The 18,255-nt window shown below is 69.7% G+C and carries 18 protein-coding genes; 10 read left to right on the plus strand and 8 right to left on the minus strand.

Features of this window, described 5'->3' with window-relative positions; all coding sequences use genetic code 11:
* Positions 1–2 precede the first annotated feature (2 nt).
* The 4 genes from LGM42_RS30890 to LGM42_RS30905 are packed head-to-tail and all read left to right on the plus strand — an operon-like array spanning position 3 to position 4,123.
* The gene (locus LGM42_RS30890; protein ID WP_006489141.1) at positions 3–920 is read left to right on the plus strand and encodes an ABC transporter permease subunit; all 918 of its coding nucleotides are present in this window, start codon (positions 3–5) and stop codon (positions 918–920) included.
* A 2-nt stretch (positions 921–922) separates the two neighbouring features.
* Positions 923–1,972: an ABC transporter ATP-binding protein gene (locus tag LGM42_RS30895; protein WP_099316901.1), complete on the plus strand. Its 1,050-nt coding sequence runs from the start codon at positions 923–925 to the stop codon at positions 1,970–1,972.
* The gene (locus LGM42_RS30900) at positions 1,969–2,985 is read left to right on the plus strand and encodes a peptide ABC transporter ATP-binding protein (protein ID WP_059642483.1); all 1,017 of its coding nucleotides are present in this window, start codon (positions 1,969–1,971) and stop codon (positions 2,983–2,985) included. Before LGM42_RS30895 ends, LGM42_RS30900 begins: the two co-directional genes overlap by 4 nt.
* Complete coding sequence (locus LGM42_RS30905) at positions 2,978–4,123, plus strand: TraB/GumN family protein (RefSeq protein ID WP_226234230.1); 1,146 nt, start codon at positions 2,978–2,980, stop codon at positions 4,121–4,123. The genes LGM42_RS30900 and LGM42_RS30905 overlap by 8 nt, the downstream gene beginning before the upstream one ends.
* Positions 4,124–4,687: 564 nt before the next feature.
* On the opposite strand, the gene pxpA is transcribed toward LGM42_RS30905, so the two are convergent.
* The 3 genes from pxpA to pxpB are packed head-to-tail and all read right to left on the minus strand — an operon-like array spanning position 4,688 to position 7,228.
* Entirely contained in the window at positions 4,688–5,452 is a 765-nt protein-coding gene (gene pxpA, locus LGM42_RS30910; protein ID WP_059642477.1) for a 5-oxoprolinase subunit PxpA, read from the minus strand.
* A gap of 55 nt (positions 5,453–5,507) precedes the next feature.
* A complete protein-coding gene (locus LGM42_RS30915; protein WP_060312202.1) occupies positions 5,508–6,575 on the minus strand; it encodes a biotin-dependent carboxyltransferase family protein in 1,068 nt (355 codons plus the stop codon).
* Entirely contained in the window at positions 6,572–7,228 is a 657-nt protein-coding gene (gene pxpB / locus LGM42_RS30920) for a 5-oxoprolinase subunit PxpB (RefSeq protein WP_059583926.1), read from the minus strand. The genes LGM42_RS30915 and pxpB overlap by 4 nt, the downstream gene beginning before the upstream one ends.
* Before the next feature lie 149 nt (positions 7,229–7,377).
* On the opposite strand from pxpB, the gene LGM42_RS30925 reads away from it, so the two are divergent.
* Positions 7,378–7,890: a winged helix DNA-binding protein gene (locus LGM42_RS30925; RefSeq protein ID WP_226234231.1), complete on the plus strand. Its 513-nt coding sequence runs from the start codon at positions 7,378–7,380 to the stop codon at positions 7,888–7,890.
* 74 nt (positions 7,891–7,964) lie between these two features.
* On the opposite strand, the gene LGM42_RS30930 is transcribed toward LGM42_RS30925, so the two are convergent.
* Positions 7,965–8,573 carry a 5-formyltetrahydrofolate cyclo-ligase gene (locus LGM42_RS30930; protein WP_059642468.1) on the minus strand — a complete coding sequence of 203 codons (609 nt, stop codon included), beginning with the start codon at positions 8,571–8,573 and terminating at the stop codon, positions 7,965–7,967.
* 8 nt (positions 8,574–8,581) lie between these two features.
* Here LGM42_RS30930 and LGM42_RS30935 point away from each other — a divergent pair, with 8 nt between their 5' ends.
* The 4 genes from LGM42_RS30935 to LGM42_RS30950 all read left to right on the plus strand — a co-directional run bounded on the left by LGM42_RS30935 (position 8,582) and on the right by LGM42_RS30950 (position 13,496).
* Positions 8,582–10,534 carry a lytic transglycosylase domain-containing protein gene (locus LGM42_RS30935; RefSeq protein WP_060312198.1) on the plus strand — a complete coding sequence of 651 codons (1,953 nt, stop codon included), beginning with the start codon at positions 8,582–8,584 and terminating at the stop codon, positions 10,532–10,534.
* A 50-nt stretch (positions 10,535–10,584) separates the two neighbouring features.
* On the plus strand, positions 10,585–11,544 hold the full coding sequence (locus LGM42_RS30940; protein ID WP_059583919.1) for a complex I NDUFA9 subunit family protein: 960 nt from the start codon (positions 10,585–10,587) through the stop codon (positions 11,542–11,544).
* 66 nt (positions 11,545–11,610) lie between these two features.
* Positions 11,611–12,255, plus strand: coding sequence for a glutathione S-transferase family protein (locus LGM42_RS30945; protein ID WP_059583917.1), 645 nt, complete (start codon positions 11,611–11,613; stop codon positions 12,253–12,255).
* Complete coding sequence (locus tag LGM42_RS30950) at positions 12,255–13,496, plus strand: multifunctional CCA addition/repair protein (RefSeq protein ID WP_089465230.1); 1,242 nt, start codon at positions 12,255–12,257, stop codon at positions 13,494–13,496. Before LGM42_RS30945 ends, LGM42_RS30950 begins: the two co-directional genes overlap by 1 nt.
* Positions 13,497–13,538: 42 nt before the next feature.
* Here LGM42_RS30950 and LGM42_RS30955 read toward each other — a convergent pair whose 3' ends face one another.
* Positions 13,539–14,321, minus strand: coding sequence for a helix-turn-helix domain-containing protein (locus tag LGM42_RS30955; protein WP_226234232.1), 783 nt, complete (start codon positions 14,319–14,321; stop codon positions 13,539–13,541).
* Positions 14,322–14,709: 388 nt separating this feature from the next.
* Here LGM42_RS30955 and LGM42_RS30960 point away from each other — a divergent pair, with 388 nt between their 5' ends.
* On the plus strand, positions 14,710–16,560 hold the full coding sequence (locus LGM42_RS30960; protein ID WP_226234233.1) for a M24 family metallopeptidase: 1,851 nt from the start codon (positions 14,710–14,712) through the stop codon (positions 16,558–16,560).
* A 31-nt stretch (positions 16,561–16,591) separates the two neighbouring features.
* Here the strand turns inward: LGM42_RS30960 and LGM42_RS30965 are convergent, their stop codons facing one another.
* The 3 genes from LGM42_RS30965 to flgA form a co-directional block, all read right to left on the minus strand.
* On the minus strand, positions 16,592–17,032 hold the full coding sequence (locus LGM42_RS30965) for a flagella synthesis protein FlgN (protein WP_059583911.1): 441 nt from the start codon (positions 17,030–17,032) through the stop codon (positions 16,592–16,594).
* A gap of 78 nt (positions 17,033–17,110) precedes the next feature.
* Complete coding sequence (gene flgM / locus LGM42_RS30970; protein ID WP_059583909.1) at positions 17,111–17,437, minus strand: flagellar biosynthesis anti-sigma factor FlgM; 327 nt, start codon at positions 17,435–17,437, stop codon at positions 17,111–17,113.
* 117 nt (positions 17,438–17,554) lie between these two features.
* Positions 17,555–18,255: flagellar basal body P-ring formation chaperone FlgA (gene flgA / locus LGM42_RS30975; protein ID WP_226234234.1), on the minus strand; the 701-nt coding region annotated here is incomplete at its 5' end.

Here is an 18,255-nt window from a genome sequence, read left to right on the forward strand (position 1 = left end):
CCATGAGCAATCTGCAAAATACCCTGCCGACCGAATCCGCGCCGGCCGGCGGCCGTGCGCTCGCGCTGCGCGAGTTCTGGGCCAACTTCTCGCGCAACCGCGGCGCCGTCGGCGCGGGCATCGTCGTGATCGTGCTGATCGCAGTCGCGCTGCTCGCGCCGCTGATCGCGCCGCACAGCCCGGTCGAGCAATATCGCGATTACGTGAAGATTCCGCCCGCGTGGCTCGCCGGCGGCAACTGGCAATTCATCCTCGGCACCGACGAAGCGGGCCGCGACATCCTTTCGCGGCTGATGTTCGGCGCGCGGATGTCGTTCTGGATCGGCTTCGTGTCGGTCGTGCTCGCGCTGATTCCCGGCATCGTGCTCGGGCTGGTCGCCGCGTTCTTCCAGAAATGGGCCGACACGCCGGTGATGCGCATCATGGACGTGCTGCTCGCGCTGCCGTCGCTGCTGCTCGCGGTCGCGGTCGTCGCGATCATCGGCCCGGGCCTCACCAACACGATGTTCGCGATCGCGATCGTCGCGCTGCCGGCCTACGTGCGCCTCACGCGCGCGTCGGCGCTCGGCGAGCTGCAGAAGGAATACGTGACCGCGTCGCGCGTGGCCGGCGCCGGCACGCTGCGCCTGATGTTCTCGCAGGTGCTGCCGAACTGCACGGCGCCGCTGATCGTGCAGGCGACGCTTGGCTTCTCGTCGGCGATTCTCGACGCGGCCGCGCTCGGCTTCCTCGGCCTCGGCGTGCAGCCGCCGACCGCCGAGTGGGGCGCGATGCTGGCCTCCGCGCGCGACTACATCGACAACGCATGGTGGATCGTGACGATGCCCGGCCTGTCGATCCTGATTTCGGTGCTCGCGATCAACCTGCTCGGCGACGGGCTGCGCGACGCGCTCGATCCCAAACTGAAACGGATGGCGTGAACATGAGCAGCCAGAATCTTCTGACCATCCGCAATCTCGCGGTGAATTTCAACGGCCTGCCCGCGGTCGACCGGATCAACCTGTCGGTCGCGCCGGGCGAGGTGGTGGGCGTCGTCGGCGAATCGGGTTCGGGCAAGAGCGTGACGATGATGGCGCTGATGGGCCTGATCGACGCGCCCGGCAAGGTGACGGCCGACGAGGTCACGTTCAACGGCGTGGATCTCCTGAAGGCGTCGCCGAAGGCGCGCCGCAGGATCGTCGGCAAGGACATCGCGATGGTGTTCCAGGACGCGCTGACGAGCCTGAACCCGAGCTACACGGTCGGCTACCAGATCAAGGAAGTGCTGAAGCTGCACGAAGGGCTGCGCGGCGACGCGCTGCACCGGCGCGCGCTCGAGCTGCTCGACCAGGTCGGCATTCCCGATGCGAAGAACCGCATCGCGTCGTTCCCGCACCAGATGTCGGGCGGGATGAACCAGCGCGTGATGATCGCGATGGCCGTCGCGTGCAACCCGAAGCTGCTGATCGCCGACGAGCCGACCACCGCGCTCGACGTGACGATCCAGGCGCAGATCATGGATCTGCTCGTGAAGCTGCAGAAGGAACGCGGGATGGCGCTCGTGCTGATCTCGCACGATCTGGCCGTGGTGTCGGAGGTCGCGCATCGCGTCGCGGTGATGTACGCGGGCGAGATCATCGAGACCAACCGCGTGCCCGACATCTTCCGCGCGCCGCATCATCCGTACACCGAAGCGCTGCTCGCGGCGATTCCCGAGCACAATCAGGGGGCGCGTCGCCTTGCCGCATTGCCCGGCATGGTGCCGGGCCGCGATGATCGCCCGTCCGGGTGCCTGTTCGCGCCGCGCTGCAAGTACGTCGTCGACGATTGCCGCAAGGCGCGGCCGGCGCTCGACACGCTGGTGCCGGCCAACGATGCGATGCGCGCACGCTGCATCAAGCCGCTCAATGTTTCCAACCTCGACCTGACGGCTTTGCATGGGGCCGGAGTAAGCGCTAAAGCGCAAACTCCGGTCGACAGGAGTTCACGATGAATGTAAATCAAGAAGTCCGTGCCACGCCGCACGACGAGGAAGCGGTACTGGTGGCCGACGGCCTCGCGAAACACTACACGGTGAAGCGCGGGATGTTCGGCCAGGGCACGGTGAAGGCGCTGAACGGCGTGTCGTTCTCGCTCAAGCGCGGCAAGACGCTTGCCGTCGTCGGCGAGTCGGGCTGCGGGAAGTCGACGCTCGCACGCCAGCTCACGATGATCGAGGCGCCCACCGCGGGCAGCCTCGTGATCGACGGCAAGAACGTGGCCGGCGCGAGCCGCGACACGGTCGCCGACCTGCGCCGCCGCGTGCAGATGGTGTTCCAGAATCCGTTCGCGTCGCTGAACCCGCGCAAGACCGTCGAGCAGACGCTCGCCGAGCCGCTCGAGATCAACGCGAACCTGACGGCCGCCGAGCGCGCCGCGCGCGTCGCGCAGATCATGCGCACGGTCGGCCTGCGGCCCGAGCACGCGAAGCGCTATCCGCACATGTTCTCCGGCGGCCAGCGCCAGCGGGTCGCGATCGCGCGCGCGATGATCCTCGATCCGCGCATCGTCGTCGCCGACGAGCCGGTGTCCGCGCTCGACGTGTCGATCCAGGCGCAGATCCTGAATCTGTTCATGGATCTGCAGGAGCAGTTCAAGACGAGCTACGTGTTCATCTCGCACAACCTGTCGGTGGTCGAGCACGTCGCGGACGACGTGATGGTCATGTACTTCGGCAGCGTCGCCGAGCTCGGCGACAAGGCGACGATCTACGCACGGCCGCGCCATCCGTACACGCAGGCGCTGATGTCGGCGACGCCGGCGATCTTCGAGGAAGACCGCCGCGTGCAGATCAAGCTGCAGGGCGAACTGCCGTCGCCGCTCAATCCGCCGTCGGGCTGCGCGTTCCATCAGCGCTGCCCGTACGCGATCGAGCGGTGCCGCGTCGAGGAGCCGCAACTGCGCGAAGTGGACGGCCGGCGCGTGGCCTGCCATCGCGCCGAGGAAGTCGGGGAGGCGAATGCCTGAAGCGTTGGCGGCGCGCGTGTCCGGCGCGCGCCGTGCGGGGGCAGGCGGCGCGCGCGCAATGCGCGCGTACCGCGACGCGCGGCGCTGGAGCGTGCGTACCGTCACGGGCGCGGCGCTGGCCGGCGCGTGCGTGGCGACCAGCGTCGTGGCCCCCGTCGAACCGGCGCGTGCCGAAGGGCGTGCGCCGGCGACCGCGCCGATTCATCCGTCGCAGGTTCCGCCGCCCGGCATGAGCCTGCCGGGCTTCCATGCACCGGCCGTGTCCGACGGCACGGTGTCGCGCGGCACCGTGCGCGTGCAGCCGGCGCGCATGCCGTTCTACGTCGCGACCAGGGGCAAGGTCACGCTCTACGTGCTCGGCACGCTGCACACGGGCGATCCGTCCGACTACCCGAGCGCGCAGCCGTTCCGGCCGCCCATCCTCGCGGCGCTCGCCGCGTCGCCGACGCTCGCGCTCGAGCTGTCGCCCGACGATCTGCTCGAATCGCAGGACGACGTGTCGAAGTACGGCGTGTGCCGCTACCCGTGCCTGCAGCGCCTGCTGCCCGAGCCGCTGTGGCAGCGGCTCGCGGCGCGCCTGCGCGGCAACCCGGCCGCGCTCGCCGAGATCCGCAAGATGCGGCCGTGGCTCGCGGCGCTCGTCGTCGAGACCTACGATTCGCTGTCGGCCGGCCTGCAGACCGAATACGGCACCGAGGCGCAGCTGCAGAACGTGTTCCTGAGGAAGAAGGGCGGCCGCGTGATCGGGCTCGAGACGCTCGCCGAGCAGATGCGCGCGTTTACCGGGCTGACGCTCGCCGAGCAGCGCGAGATGCTCGCGCAGGACATGGTGCAGACGCCCGCGCAGAACGCCGACGACATCAAGGCGCTGCACCGGCTGTGGCGAATTGGCGACGCCGATGCGATCTCGGCGTGGGCCGTCGCGAAGAGCGAACGGCTCGCGCGTTCGAAGGCGTTGTCGGCGTCGCTCGACAACAAGATCGTGTACGAGCGCAACCGGCGCTTCGTTGCACGGATGACGGCAATCGCCGCGCCGAACCGGCCGCTGTTCGTCGCGATCGGCGCGCTGCACCTGGGCGGCCCGCGCGGCGTGCTCGAATTGTTGCGCCAGCAAGGATACCGGGTCGACGCGAACTGATCGCGCCCGGCTGCCCGCCCTGATCATCCCCTGTTTGATCGACGACTCGCGCGCCGCGCGACGCGCCTGCGCGGTGGCGCCGGTCGATAAGGAAAACCCTTGAATCGTCGGAAAATAGCGTTTAAAACGATTGACATCCCGTTCGGCCGATCTCTATTCTTCATCCCACAAGTTGAAAAAATGAAAAGAATAGATAAGTTCTACGGGGTAGCAGAAATAAAGCGCGGGGTGAGCGTCGCCGGCACGTGAAGCACGTGCCGGCCGCGGAGAGTCTGCATGCACGGCGGGGCCAACGTCGTCTACAACACATGCATGCGGGCCGACTTGCACATAAGCGACGTTCCGTCGTCTGACCGGGGAAGGCAGTGATCGGGCGGCGGCGGACGTTTTTTAATCCGGAATATTTTTCCGGTCACCGTCGAAAGACGGTTTCGGGGGGTGAATCGACAGACGGCGAAGCCGCGGCGATTGCACCAACGGAAAAGCGCCGCGAGGGCGCTTTTTTCTTTGCCGCGACGAAAACGTGCGGCCCGCGGCAATGTGCCGGATATGCCGAATGCTTCGTTACGCGCGTTCGTCGGCCTGCAGCGCGCCGGGCGCCACGACGTCGACGCCGGCGGCCTCGAGCGCCGCGCGGATCCGCTTCGCGAACGCCAGCGCATGCGGCCCGTCGCCATGCAGGCAGACGGTCTGCGCATTGAGCGGCACCCACTCGCCGCTCAATGCGCGCACCTGCCGGTTGCGCACCATGTCGAGCGTGCGCGCGAGCACCGCGTCTTCGTCGTCGATCAGCGCGCCGGGCTGACTGCGCGGCACCAGCGAGCCGTCCGCGCGGTAGCCGCGATCGGCGAACACCTCTTCCACCGCCGCGAGCCCCGCATGCCGCGCGGCCGCGATGAACACGCTGTTCGCGAGGCCGAATACCGCGAGCGACGGATCGAAATCGTGGATCGCGGACACCACGGCGTCGGCGATCATCGGGTCGCGCGCGGCCTGGTTGTACAGCGCGCCGTGCGGCTTCACGTGCGCGATGCGCCCGCCCTCGGCCTGCGCGATCGCCGACAGCGCGCCGAGCTGGTACAGCACGCCCGCATAGATGTCGCCGGCCGGCAGCTGCATTTCCTTGCGGCCGAAATTCTCCGGATCGTGAAAGCTCGGGTGCGCGCCGATCGACACGCCCTTGCGCACGGCCCAGCGCACGCAATCGCGCATCGCGTTCGCGCCGCCTGCATGCCAGCCGCATGCGATGTTCGCCGACGTGACGAGGTCGAGCAGCGCCTCGTCCGATCCGCATCCTTCGCCGAGATCGGCATTCAGATCGATTTCCATATGTTCCTCGTCCACTGGTTGCGTGGCGCGTCTTTCGCTGCTGCTTCCGCCATTGTCACGCCGCGCGCGATCCGGCGCGGCGGCGCGCCTCCTCGCGCATCTCGATCGCGACGTCGATCTGCCGCAGGTACGCCCGTTCCGCGACGAGGGCGGCACGCGCGGCATCGGGCGTCGTGCGCACGAAGCGGATCGGCAGGTTGAGCCGCGCCTGCGCGAGCTTCCACAGATCGGCGCGGATCACCGTGCCGATCTTCGGGTAGCCGCCGGTGGTCTGCGCGTCGTGCATCAGCACGATCGGCTGGCCGTTCGGCGGCACCTGGACCGTGCCGGGCAGTACCGCGTGCGACAGCAACTCGACCGGCCGCTCGCGCGCGAGCTCGGCGCCGGCGAGGCGATAGCCCATCCGGTTGCTGTTCGCGGTGACGAGCCATTCCTCGTCCCAGAACGCCTGCTGCGCATCGGCCGCGAACGACGCGTAGTCGGGGCCCGGCAGCACGCGCACGGGCATCGCCCACGGCGCATGCGCGGGGCGGTGACGGCGCGGTGGCTCGTCGACCCGCACGAACGCGCACCACGCCGGCGCCTTCACGCCGAATTCGGGCGCATCGGGCGCCAGGCAGCCCGCGCCGGCCGGCGGCACGCCGACCGGCAGGCGATCGCCGTCGCGCAGCGCGCGGCCGCCGAGGCCGCCGAAGCGCGACGCGAGATCGGTGCTGCGCGAGCCGAGCATCGGCAGCACGTCGATGCCGCCCGCGATGCACAGGTAGCCGCGCATCCCGCGTTTCGCGGCCGGCAGCACGAGCGTCTGCCCGGCGTCGACCGGCAGGCTCCACCACGCGTGCACGGGCTTGCCGTCGAGCGTCGCGCCGAATTCGGTGCCGGTGATCGCGATGCGCGTGGCGCGCGGGAAGCGGAACGCGGCGGGGCCGATCGTGATTTCGACGGCCGCGGCGTCGGGGCGGTTGCCGACGAGCCGGTTGCCGACCTCGAGCGCGAGGCCGTCGAGCGCGCCGCCCTGCGCGACGCCGAGATGGCGCATGCCGCGGCGCCCGAGATCCTGCACGGTCGACAGCGGCCCGGCCCGCACGACTTCGATGGTGCCCGGTGCGTTGCTCTGGGTCATCGTGTGTGGACTCCGGCGATGGTGAAGCGTACGCGGTCGCCGGGCAGCAGCAGCGTCGGCTGCTGCCGCGCCGGATCGAACAGCACCTGCGACGTGCGGCCGATCAACTGCCAGCCGCCGGGCGACGTGGCCGGGTAGATGCCCGTCTGCGCGCCGCCGATGCCGACCGAGCCGGCCGGCACCTCGAGCCGCGGCGCCGCGCGGCGCGGCGTGTGCAGCGACGCGTCGAGGCCGCCCAGATACGCGAAGCCCGGCTGGAAGCCGACGAAGAACACGACGTAGGCGCCGCCCGCGTGGCGCGCGACGACTTCATCGGCCGACAGGCCCGTGTGCGCGGCGACGGCGGCCAGGTCGGGGCCGGCGGCCCCGCCGTATTCGACCGGGATCTCGACCTCGCGGCCGTCCGCGTGCTCGACGTCGGCCGTCTCCCACGCGTCGCGCAGCGCGGGCGTGAGCGAGTCGGCCGTCGCGGCGAGCGCGTCGAACACGATGGTCAGGTTGTTCATGCCGGGGACGACGTCGATCACGTCGGGCCATGCGCGCGCGGCCTCGGCCACGGCCCAGACGCGGCGCTGGCAATCGAGCGTGGCGGGCGGCGGCACCTCGCAGACGAGGGCGGCATCGCCGAGCGGATAAATGCGGGGTTGCGTCATCGGACTGGCACGGTTCGGACGGCAATGTTAGCGCACATTGTCAATAAAATATCGACAACTTCTCAATAAGCGTTTTCGCCTAGCTCGTCGGCCGGGGCTTCTGGCGTACACTCGGGCACATCCTGTCATCCGGCTTGCGCCGCCTTTCCATGAAGCGTCCTGCGACCAAGATCGTGTCATCCGAACACCTCGTCTCCGAATCGAGCGCGGAGCTGTCGGAGCTCGAATACGGGCTCATCATGGCCGGCAACGCGTTCAACCGCTGGATGGTGCGCTGCATGTCGGCGGCGGGCGCGAAGGACATGACGGCGGTCGAGGTCTCGCTGCTGCATCACGTCAGCCATCGCGAACGCAAGAAGAAGCTCGCCGACATCTGCTTCGTGCTCAATATCGAGGATACGCACGTCGCGACCTATGCGCTGAAAAAACTGATCGCCCGCGGCTATGTGAAGAGCGAGAAGAGCGGCAAGGAAGTGTTCTTCTTCGCGACCGACACGGGCCGCGAGCTGTGCCTGAAATACCGCGAGGTGCGCGAGCACTGCCTGATCGAGACGCTGAAGGACAGCGGCCTCACCAACGAGCAGATCGGCGACGCGGCGCAGTTGCTGCGCCACGCTTCGGGCCTTTACGACACGGCCGCGCGCGCGGCGGCGTCGCTGTAAGCGCCGGCGCAAAGGGGCGCGCGCGGCGATGCGCTCACGGGCGCATGGCGACGATCGCGGCGCCGCGCGCGGCATTATCCGGCGCCCGGGTAAAGCGCGCCGTCGGTGACGATCCAGCGCAGCGCGAGATCGTGCGCTTCGGCCGGCAGCGCATCGACGCGGCACGCTTCGTACGCGATGCCGACCGTCACGGGCAGCGCGTCGCCCGGCCACGCGGCGAGCGTGCGGTCGTAGTAGCCGCCGCCGTAGCCGAGCCGGTAGCGCTGGAGATCGAATCCCACGCAGGGAATCAGCAAAAGATCGGGCACGACGACGATTCCGGACGCCGGTTCGGGAATCCGGTGATGGCCTTCGCGCATCGGCGTGCGCGCATCCCACGCGTGAAAGGCGAGCGGCGTGTGACGCTCGCCGATCACCGGCAGCGCGGCGCGCCGGCCGGCGCCCGCCGCGCACCATGCGAGCACCGCGTCGCGCGCATCGAATTCGCCCGGCAGCGGCCAGTAGAACCCGACCGTGCGCGGCGCCAGACGGTCGAGCAGCGCGCGCAGCCGCGCGTCGAGCGCGGCGTTCGCGGCGGGTTGCGACGCGGCGTCGCGACGGGCGCCGGACAGCGTTTTGCGCAGCGCAACCTTCGGGTTCGGCACAGGGTTGCGTGCTATGCTTTCGCTCACTTCGTGCTCCATTCAAAACGATGTCGAACAGCCTTTTCCGAGTATATCGCGCGCTCGCGCTGACGCTTTCGGCCGCCGCGCTCGTCGCGGGCACGGCCGCATGCGCCGCACCGAACGACGACACGCTCGCCGGGGATGACCAGATCTTCGTGCAGCTTCGCGAAGCCGCACGCCGCAACGACGCCGCGAAGGCCGCGCAGCTCGCGTCGATGATCCCGAACTATCCGGTTCCGTCCTACGTCGAGTATTTCCAGATCAAGCCGCAGTTGTTCGATTCGACGGGCCGCGCGCGCGTCGATGCGCCGGACGCGCCCGTGCAGTCATTCCTGCAGCGCTACGACGGGCAGGCGATCGCCGATCGCCTGCGCAACGACTACCTGCTCGTGCTCGGCGCGCGTCACGACTGGCGCAATTTCGACGACCAGTACAAGCGCTTCGTGCTCGACGACGACACGCAGGTCAAGTGCTATGCGCTCGAATCGCGCGCGGCGCGCAACGAGAACGTCGCCGACGCGGCGCGCGCGCTGCTCGTCGAGCCGAAGAACTACGGCGACGCGTGCGTCGACCTGATCACCGCGCTCGCCGTCAACCAGCAGTTCACGAGCGACGACGTGTGGCAGCAGGCGCGCCTCGCGTACGAGCAGAACTACACGACGCTCGGCGGCAAGATCGTCGACGCGCTCGGCCCGCGCCCGGCCGGCTTCGACCAGGCGACGAGCGCGCCGCCGCTGTATCTCGCGCGCGGCGTCGGGCCCGACGCCGCGTCGCATCAGCTCGCGCTGATCGCGCTCGGCCGCATGGCGCGCAACGATCCGGACGCGGCCGCCGGGATGCTGACGACGGTCGCGCCGTCGCTCACCAAGCAGGAACAGGCGATCGCGTGGGGCGCGATCGGCTACCAGGGCGCGATCAAGCGCTCGCCGATGGCCTCGGTCTGGTATGCGAAATCGGCGAACGCGCCGCTGTCGAACCCGGGCTACGAATGGCGCACGCGCGCCGCGCTGCTCGCCGGCAACTGGCCGATGGTGCGCTGGTCGATCGAGCAGATGCCGCCGTCGCTGCGCAACGATCCGGCGTGGATCTACTGGCATGCGCGCGCGCTCAAGCAGAGCGGCGACACGCTGCAGGCGAACCAGGAATTCGAGCAGGTGGCCGGCCAGTTCAACTTCTACGGGCAGTTGGCCGGCGAGGAGCTCGGCCAGCGCACGACGATCCCGCCGCGCACGAAGGTGAGCGACGCCGAGATCGACGCGATGAGCAAGATCCCGGGCTTCGCGCTCGCGCAGCGCTTCTATGCGCTGAACCTGCGCCTCGAAGGCAATCGCGAATGGAACTGGCCGCTGCGCGGGATGACCGATCGCCAGCTGCTCGCGGCCGCCGAATACGGCAAGCGCGTCGAGCTGCTCGACCGCACGGTCAACACGGCCGACCGCACGAAGGCCGAGCACGACTTCACGCTGCGTTATCCGTCGCCGTACCGCACGACCGTCGAGCGCTACGCGCAGTCGACGGGCCTCGACGTCGAGTGGGCGTACGGGCTGATCCGCCAGGAATCGCGCTTCATCATCAGCGCGCGTTCGTCGGTCGGCGCGGGCGGCCTGATGCAGCTGATGCCGGCGACGGCCCAGATGGTCGCGAAGAAGCTCGGCATGGGCACGATCTCGCGTGCGCAGATGCACGACATCGACACCAACATCCAGCTCGGCACCTGGTATCTCGCCGACATCTACAACAACTTCGACAGCTCGCCGGTGCTCGCCACCGCCGGCTACAACGCGGGCCCGGGCCGGCCGCGCCAGTGGCGCCAGGTGTTGACGCAGCCGGTCGAAGGCGCGATCTTCGCGGAGACGATTCCGTTCAACGAGACGCGCGACTACGTGAAGAACGTACTGTCGAACACCGTCTACTACGCGGCGCTCTTCGAGGGCAAACCGCAGTCGTTGAAGAAGCGTCTAGGCATGATCTCGCCCTGATACATGAACTGCCGCGCGAGACGCGGCAGTGTTCTTTCGAGGCCCACATCATGGATCGCCAGACCGTCGCGCTGCTGGGCGGCACCGGCTTCATCGGCAGCCGGCTCGTCAATGCGCTGATCGACGCCGGCAAGCACGTGCGGATCGGCACGCGGCGGCGCGACCACGCGCGCCACCTGCAGATGCTGCCGGTCGACATCGTCGAGCTCGACGCGCTCGACACGCGCACGCTCGCGCGCTTCGTCGCCGGCGCGCACGCGGCGATCAACCTGGTCGGCGTGCTGCACGGCGGGCGCGGCACGCCGTACGGGCCGGGCTTCGAGCGCGCGCACGTCGCGCTGCCGGCCGCGCTCGCGACGGCCTGCACCGAGGCCGGCGTGCGGCGTCTGCTGCACATGAGCGCGCTCGGCGCCGATTCTCACGGCGCGAGCATGTACCAGCGCTCGAAGGGCGACGGCGAAGCCGCGCTGCATGCGATCGCGGCCACCGATTCGCTCGCGCTGACGATCTTCCGTCCGTCGGTCGTGTTCGGCCCGGGCGACGCGTTCCTCAATACGTTCGCGACCCTGCAGCGCACGGTGCCCGTGCTGCCGCTCGCGATGCCCGACGCGCGCTTCCAGCCGGTGTTCGTCGGCGACGTCGTGCGCGCGTTCGTCAACACGCTCGATCTCGCGGGCGCGCACGGCAAGACCTACGAGCTCGGCGGCCCGACCGTCTACACGCTCGAGCAACTGGTGCGCTACTGCGGCACGCTGGTCGGCCGGCAGGCACGCATCGTGCGGCTGCCCGACGCGCTTGCGCGGCTGCAGGCAAGCGTGTTCGAATGCCTGCCGGGCGAGCCGGTGCTCACGCGCGACAATCTCGCGACGATGTCGGTGCCGAACGTGCTGTCGGGGCCGCTCGCGCCGGAACTCGGGCTCTCGCCCGCGAGTCTCGAAAGCATCGCGCCCGCGTATCTCGGCGAAGCGACGAAACGCTCGCGGTTCGACTGGTTCCGCTCGCGTCGTTAGCCCGCGCGCCGGGCGACGTCGGCCGGCCCCTTTCTTTTCCTTTTTCGCGTTTTCGGGAGCCCCGTCATGAAGCTCGTCATTGGAGACAAGAACTACTCGTCGTGGTCGATGCGGCCGTGGCTGCTGCTCGTGCATTTCGGCATCCCGTTCGACGAGATCGTGGTCGAGCTGCGTCGCGACGACACGGCCGCGCGCATCCGCGAATACTCGCCGACCGGCAAGGTGCCGTGCCTCGTCGACGATCACGGCTCGGCGATCTGGGATTCGCTCGCGATCGCCGAGACGCTCGCCGAGCGCTATCCGCAATTCCCGATGTGGCCGGCCGACCCGCTCGCGCGCGCGCATGCGCGCTGCATATCCGCCGAGATGCATTCGGGCTTCGCGGCGCTGCGCACGCAGATGGGCATGAGCATCCGCGCGTCGATGCCGGGGCGCGGCGCGACGCCGGAAGCGCTCGCCGACGTCGCGCGCATCGACGCGCTGTGGAGCGAATGCATCGAGGCGTCGGGCGGGCCGTTCCTGTTCGGCGAATTCGGCATTGCCGACGCGATGTACGCGCCCGTCGTGATGCGCTTCAACACGTACGCGCCGGCGCTGTCGCCGGAAGCCGCCGGCTATGCGGCGCGCGTGACGGCGCTGCCGGCGGTGCGGCAGTGGATCGACGGCGCGCGCCGCGAAACCAACGTGATCGCCGAATACGAGCCCCAGTGATGAACATCTACGCAGTAGGCGGAGCGATCCGCGACGAATTGCTCGGCGTGCCGGTGCAGGACCGCGACTACGTGGTGGTCGGCGCGACGCCCGAGCAGATGACCGCGCAGGGCTTCCGGCCGGTCGGCAAGGATTTCCCGGTGTTCCTGCATCCGCGAACGCAGGAGGAATACGCGCTGGCGCGCACCGAGCGCAAGACGGCGGCCGGCTATCACGGCTTCCAGTTCCATTACGCGCCGGACGTGACGCTCGACGAGGATCTCGCGCGGCGCGACCTGACGATCAACGCGATGGCGCGCGAGGTGAGCCCGGATGGCGCGCTGGTGGGCCCGGTGATCGACCCGTTCGACGGGCAGGCCGACCTGCGCGCGCGCGTGTTCCGGCACGTGAGCGACGCGTTCGTCGAGGATCCGGTGCGGATCCTGCGCATCGCGCGCTTTGCCGCGCGGTTCGCGGATTTCACGGTCGCGGACGAAACGCTCGCGCTGATGCGGCGCATGGTCGACGCGGGCGAGGTCGATGCGCTCGTGCCCGAGCGCGTATGGCAGGAGATCGCGCGCGGGCTGATGGAGGCGAAGCCGTCGCGGATGTTCGCGGTGCTGCGCGACTGCGGCGCGCTCGCACGCATCCTGCCCGAGGTCGACGCGCTGTGGGGCGTGCCGCAGCGCGCCGATTACCACCCGGAAGTCGATACCGGCGTGCACGTGATGATGGTGGTCGACTACGCGGCGAAGCAGGGCTATTCGCTGGCGGTGCGCTTCGCGGCGCTCACGCACGATCTCGGCAAGGGAACGACGCCCGCGGACGTGCTGCCGCGCCACGTCGGCCACGAAGGCCGCAGCGTCGAACTGCTCAAGCCGTTGTGCGAGCGGCTGCGCGTGCCGAACGAATGCCGCGATCTCGCGCTGGTGGTCGCGCGCGAGCACGGCAACCTGCATCGCGTGATGGAAATGGGCGCGGCCGCGCTGGTGCGGCTCTTCGAGCGCAGCGACGCGCTGCGCAAGCCGGCGCGCTTCGCCGAGCTGCTGCAGGCCTGCGAATCGGATGCGCGCGGCCGGCTCGGGCTCGAGGCGCAGCCGTACCCGCAGGCCGAGCGGCTGCGCGTCGCGCTCGCGGCGGCGCGCAGCGTCGATGCCGGCGCGATCGCGCGCGGCATCGGCAGCGACACGGAGAAGATCAAGGATGCCGTGCACCGCGCGCGGATCCAGGCTGTCGCGCAGGCGCTCGCGATCGGCGAGTAGGCGGCGCGGAACAGCGCGCAGGGCGTGCGTGCCCGTCGGCCGTTACGGTTTCTTCCTGCGTGCCGGGGTCGCGGCCGCCGGGCGTTTGCCGGCGGCGGTGGCGCGCGCCTTCGCCGTCCCCTTCCTTTCGGCTGCGCCGGCCCTCGACGGCCGTGCCGCGGCGGCGTCGCGGCCATTCCGTTCGAGCGCCGGCGCGCGGCGGCGCACGCGCGGCGCGCCAGCGGCCGGCTGCCCGATATCCGTCGTCGCGGGCACGCATTCCGCACCGCTGTCGTCGAACAGCGGCAGCGTGCTGACGGTGATCAGCTCGGCCGGCCCGTCGCCGACGTTGGCCACGCGATGGCGCTTGCGCGCGTCGAAGTGCAGCGAGTCGCCGGCCGTCAGCGGGTAATGCTTCTTGCCGACCGTGTAGCAGACGCGGCCGGCCAGCACGTACACGAATTCGTCGCCGCCGTGCGCGACCCATTCGGACCGGTAGCCTTCCAGCATCTGCACCTTGAGCGCGTTGATCTGGCTGCCGTCGAACGTGGTGGACAGCCGCTCGTACCACTGCGACGCGGCGTCGAGCGCGTACGGCCGGCGGCTGCCCTCGTGCGAATCGGGCTGCGCCTGGCGCGGCTGGTCGATCAGCGCGCCGAGCGGCACGCCCAGCGCCTTCGCGACGTTGACGAGCGACGACAGCGAGATGCCCGTCAGATGACGCTCGACCTGCGACAGGAACCCCACCGACAGTTTCGCTTCGGACGCGACTTCCAGCAGCGTCTTCTTCGCTTCCCGGCGCAGGCGGCGAATGCGCTGGCCGATACGCATGAGGTCTGAATCCATGAATCTCTTTCGTGTGGCAACGAGTCGGGACGCGGGCGAAGGGGCTAAGCGGCCGCCGGGGCGGGACGGCGGCGGGGCCGGCGCATTGTACCGCGCGGCGTCGCCGGCCGAATTGGCGTTGTGCCGGGATCCGCGGGCAGGGCGCCGATTTTAGTCCTACGAAAATTTTGGCTTGACCTCGATTTCAGCGTGCTCTAGATTCTGTCGCGCATCAAACAAAGTTAAGTGAGACAAAAATTTTACCGAGGGCCTGCCGCCTGAACGGCGGCGCGGCCGCGGCCGCGCGTCGTGCCGTGCGTGACCTGAACCGCGGCGACGTGTCGTGTCAGGCAGGTGCGACGCCGCGACATGCTTCCGGCCGCCGACAACAACGCATAACGGGCATCCGATGATCGATCGACTGAAATACAGCTTCTCCGGCCTTCCCCCGTACGACGCGTCCGTCGCCGACACGCAGGCCGGCCTGTCGCGCCTGCTCGATGCCGCGCGGCTCGACGCGGTGGTAATCACGTCGCAGGACGAATACGTGACCGAATACCTGCCGCGCGGCAACAACCCGCGCTATGCGGTGTCCGGTTTCGACGGGTCGGCCGGCTGCGGAATCTTCCTGAGCGCGGCGACCGCGCAGGCGCTCGATCTGCCGCCGTTCGTGCTGTTCGTCGACGGCCGCTATCACTTCCAGGCCGACGAGCAGTGCGATCCGGCGCGCGTGCGCGTCGAGAAGCTCGGCATCGACGTGACGATCTGGCAGGCGATGGCCGACTGGCTGCTCGCGCACGCGAGCCGGCTCGCGCGGGTCGGCTACGACGCGCGGCGGATCAGCGTCGCGCAGCGCGACCGGCTGTTCGAGCAGACACGGGCCGCGTCGCTCGACTGGGCGAGCCTCGCCGACCGCGAGATCGATCGCGCGATCGCGCTGCCGGGCTGGAACGTCGAGCGGCCGATCTTCGAGATTCCGGCCGCGATGACCGGCGCGAGCGTCGCGCAGAACCTCGACGCGCTGAACCGCCGGCTCGCCGCGCATACCGGCGCGGCCGACGGCAGGACGGCGTTCTTCACGTGCGCGTCGGACGATCTCGCGTATCTGCTGAACAGCCGCGGCTATCACATCCCGAATGCGTCGTCGCACCTCGGCTTCCTGTTCGCGATCGGCGGCCAGGTGGCGCTGTTCTTGCCGGAAGGCTGCGACCGCTGCGAGGTCGCGCTCGATTCGTATCCGGCGCTGCACGTGATCCGGCGCGACGTCGCGGCGCTCGAACGGTTTCTCGCCCGGTTCGCGGTCGAGCACGTGTGCTACGGCTTCGAATCGGTGAACTGCGCGCTCGTCGACGCGGTGAAGCGCGTGTGGCCGCACGCGCGGCATGCCGATTTCAACCCGGTCGAGGCGATGCGGGCAAGCAAGACGCCGGCGGTGCTCGAGCGCTTCCGCGACGCGTTCGCGCGCAGCTCCGCGGCGATCGCCGAGACGATGCGGTGGGCGAAGACCGGCGAGCCGGGCGTGCGCCACACCGAGTACGACCTCGCACGCAGGATCAACGACGCGTACGGCGCCCGTTCGGCGGTCGCGCTGTCGTTCCCGTCGATCGCGGCGAACGGCGCGAACAGCGCGTTCGCGCATTACACGGCAGCGAGCGCCGACGTCGAGCTGACCGAGGGCGAACTCGTGCTGCTCGACAGCGGCGCGTACTACGAAGCCGGCTTCGCGACGGACTGCACGCGCGTCGTGCTGCGCCGCACGCGGCCGGAGACGGTCGCGCAGCCGTGGCAGCGCGAGATCTACACGGTCGCGCTGAAGGCCTGCATCAAGGGGCTCGTCGCGCGCTTTCCGGCCACGGCGACGGGCGGCGACGTCGATGCGCTGGTGCGCCAGGTGTGCCGCGATCATGGCCACGATTTCGGCCACGGCACCGGCCACGGCGTCGGGATCCACGTGCACGAGGGCGGCGTGCGGTTCGCGCCGGGTGCGACGTACGGGCTGGTGCCGAATGCGGTGATTTCGGTCGAGCCGGGCATCTACCTGCCGGGCAAGGGCGGCGTGCGGATCGAGAACATCGTGATCGTGCGGCCGGACGACGCGCAGCCGGGCACGGTGACGTTCGAGAACATCGTGACGGTCGGCTACGACTGGGACCTGATCGATCTCGATCTGCTGGACGACGCCGAGCGCGCGTACCTGCGCGACTACGAGCGGCTGTGCGTGGAACGCGGCACGCAGGTCACCGCGTGTCCGCTGTTGTAACGAAGGGGAAAGCAGGGCGCGTGGCCGCCGGTCAGCGCGCGAGCGCCGACACGCGCCCGTCGGGGCCGTACACGCCGGCCGGCGCGGGCGCCGAGCGCAGCACCGCGAGCGCGCGCTCGTTGTAGTCCATCCGGATCCGGATCAGCATCCCGTTGTTCGCATTGGCCTGGCGCGCGCGTTCGGCGGCCTGCTGCAGCAGTTGCCAGCGGCTCGCGAGGCGCGTATCGCGCTCGGCCGCCTGGTCCATGCCTTTCTTGCCGGCCGGAAAGCCGAGTGCGGAAAGCTGCGTGTCGCGCATGCGTTCGAGCTGCGCGAGCCGGTCGATCAGCGCGCTTTTCTTCTCGACGATCCCGGGCAGCATCTCGAGCGGCTCGGCCGTCGTCAGCGCCTTTTCCTCGTAGACGAGCAGGGACGCGAACGCCTCGACCGTCGCGTGTTCGTCGTTGACCGTGGCCAGCAGCTCTTCTCTCATCGCGTCATGCTCGTCACGCCGGTGCGCGCAGTGCTGCGCGCGCCGGCAAACCGGGTGACCCGGCCACGAGGCCGGGGATTAGCTGCCCGGACGCTGCTGCTGCAGCAGCTCGCGGGCGGTGTTCAATACGCCGTCGGCAATCTTGTGCGCGTCGATCGTCAGCGTGCCGTCGTTCAGCGCGTCCTTGATCGACTGGACCAGGCCAGCGTCGATATCGGCGTCGCCCGATGCGGACACCGAACGCAACTGGCCGGACAGACCCGACAGGTTCACGGTCGCGTCGCCGCCGGTCGATCCTGCGTCGGCTGCCGGTGCGGACGGCTGGTCCGTGCCGGACGGCGCACGGGCCGCGCCGTTGCCGGTCGGCGCGAGGGGGCTCGGTTTCGGAGTGGAATCGATCTTCACGATGGGTTTCCTGTACGGTTTGACCCAGATAACGGCCGGGTCGGCCCGAACTTTAGCATCGCGAGCCCGACAGGCTCCGAATAAACAATTCTTTACATTTTTGCGGCCGATCCGTCCCTACAGCGGAATTTCCACGGTGCCGGCGTCCTTGACGACCGCCGTGACGATCTGGCCCGCCGCCATCCGCACCCGCACCGACTGGCCGGGCGCCGCATTCGCGAGCGCGCTGCCCTCGGCCGAAATCGTGAAGCCGGGGCCGGCCGCGACGACCCGCACCGTCTGGCCGGCCGACACCGACGCCGCGCTCTTCAGCATGTCCTGCCGCAGCGGCAGCCCGGCCGAGATGCGCGCGAGCGCGGTCGCGCCGATCGCCTGCGCCGGATCGGTGATCACCGCGAGCGGCAGCACCGTCAGGTCGCCGTCGCGCGCGACGAGATCGGCCGCGGAGAGCGGCTCGCCGGGCGCGATCTGGCGCGCGGCGACGTAATAGGTAGCCTGCACGGCGACCTTCGCCTGCAGGTAGACGGTCCACGGCCGCTCGCCCGCGCAGCGCACGCCGACCGTCGTGCGGCCCCACAGGCGCGCGCCGGTCGGCAGGAACGGTTCGAGCGTCGTGCACGCGGCGAGCCCGCGCGGAAAGGCGGTCGTGATCGTCGCGGTGGTCTTGCCGGGCAAGCCGGCGATCTGCTGTTGCAGGAACGCGAGGGCCGCGCGCCGGATCGTTTCGGGATCTTGCTGGCCGGGCGGCGTCGCGGGCGGGGGCGCGGCGGCAGCCGGGGCCGGGTTGGCGGCGGCGGCCGCCGTGCGTGGCGCCGCCG

The organism is Burkholderia sp. AU39826, assembly GCF_020419965.1.
Classification (GTDB): domain Bacteria; phylum Pseudomonadota; class Gammaproteobacteria; order Burkholderiales; family Burkholderiaceae; genus Burkholderia; species Burkholderia semiarida.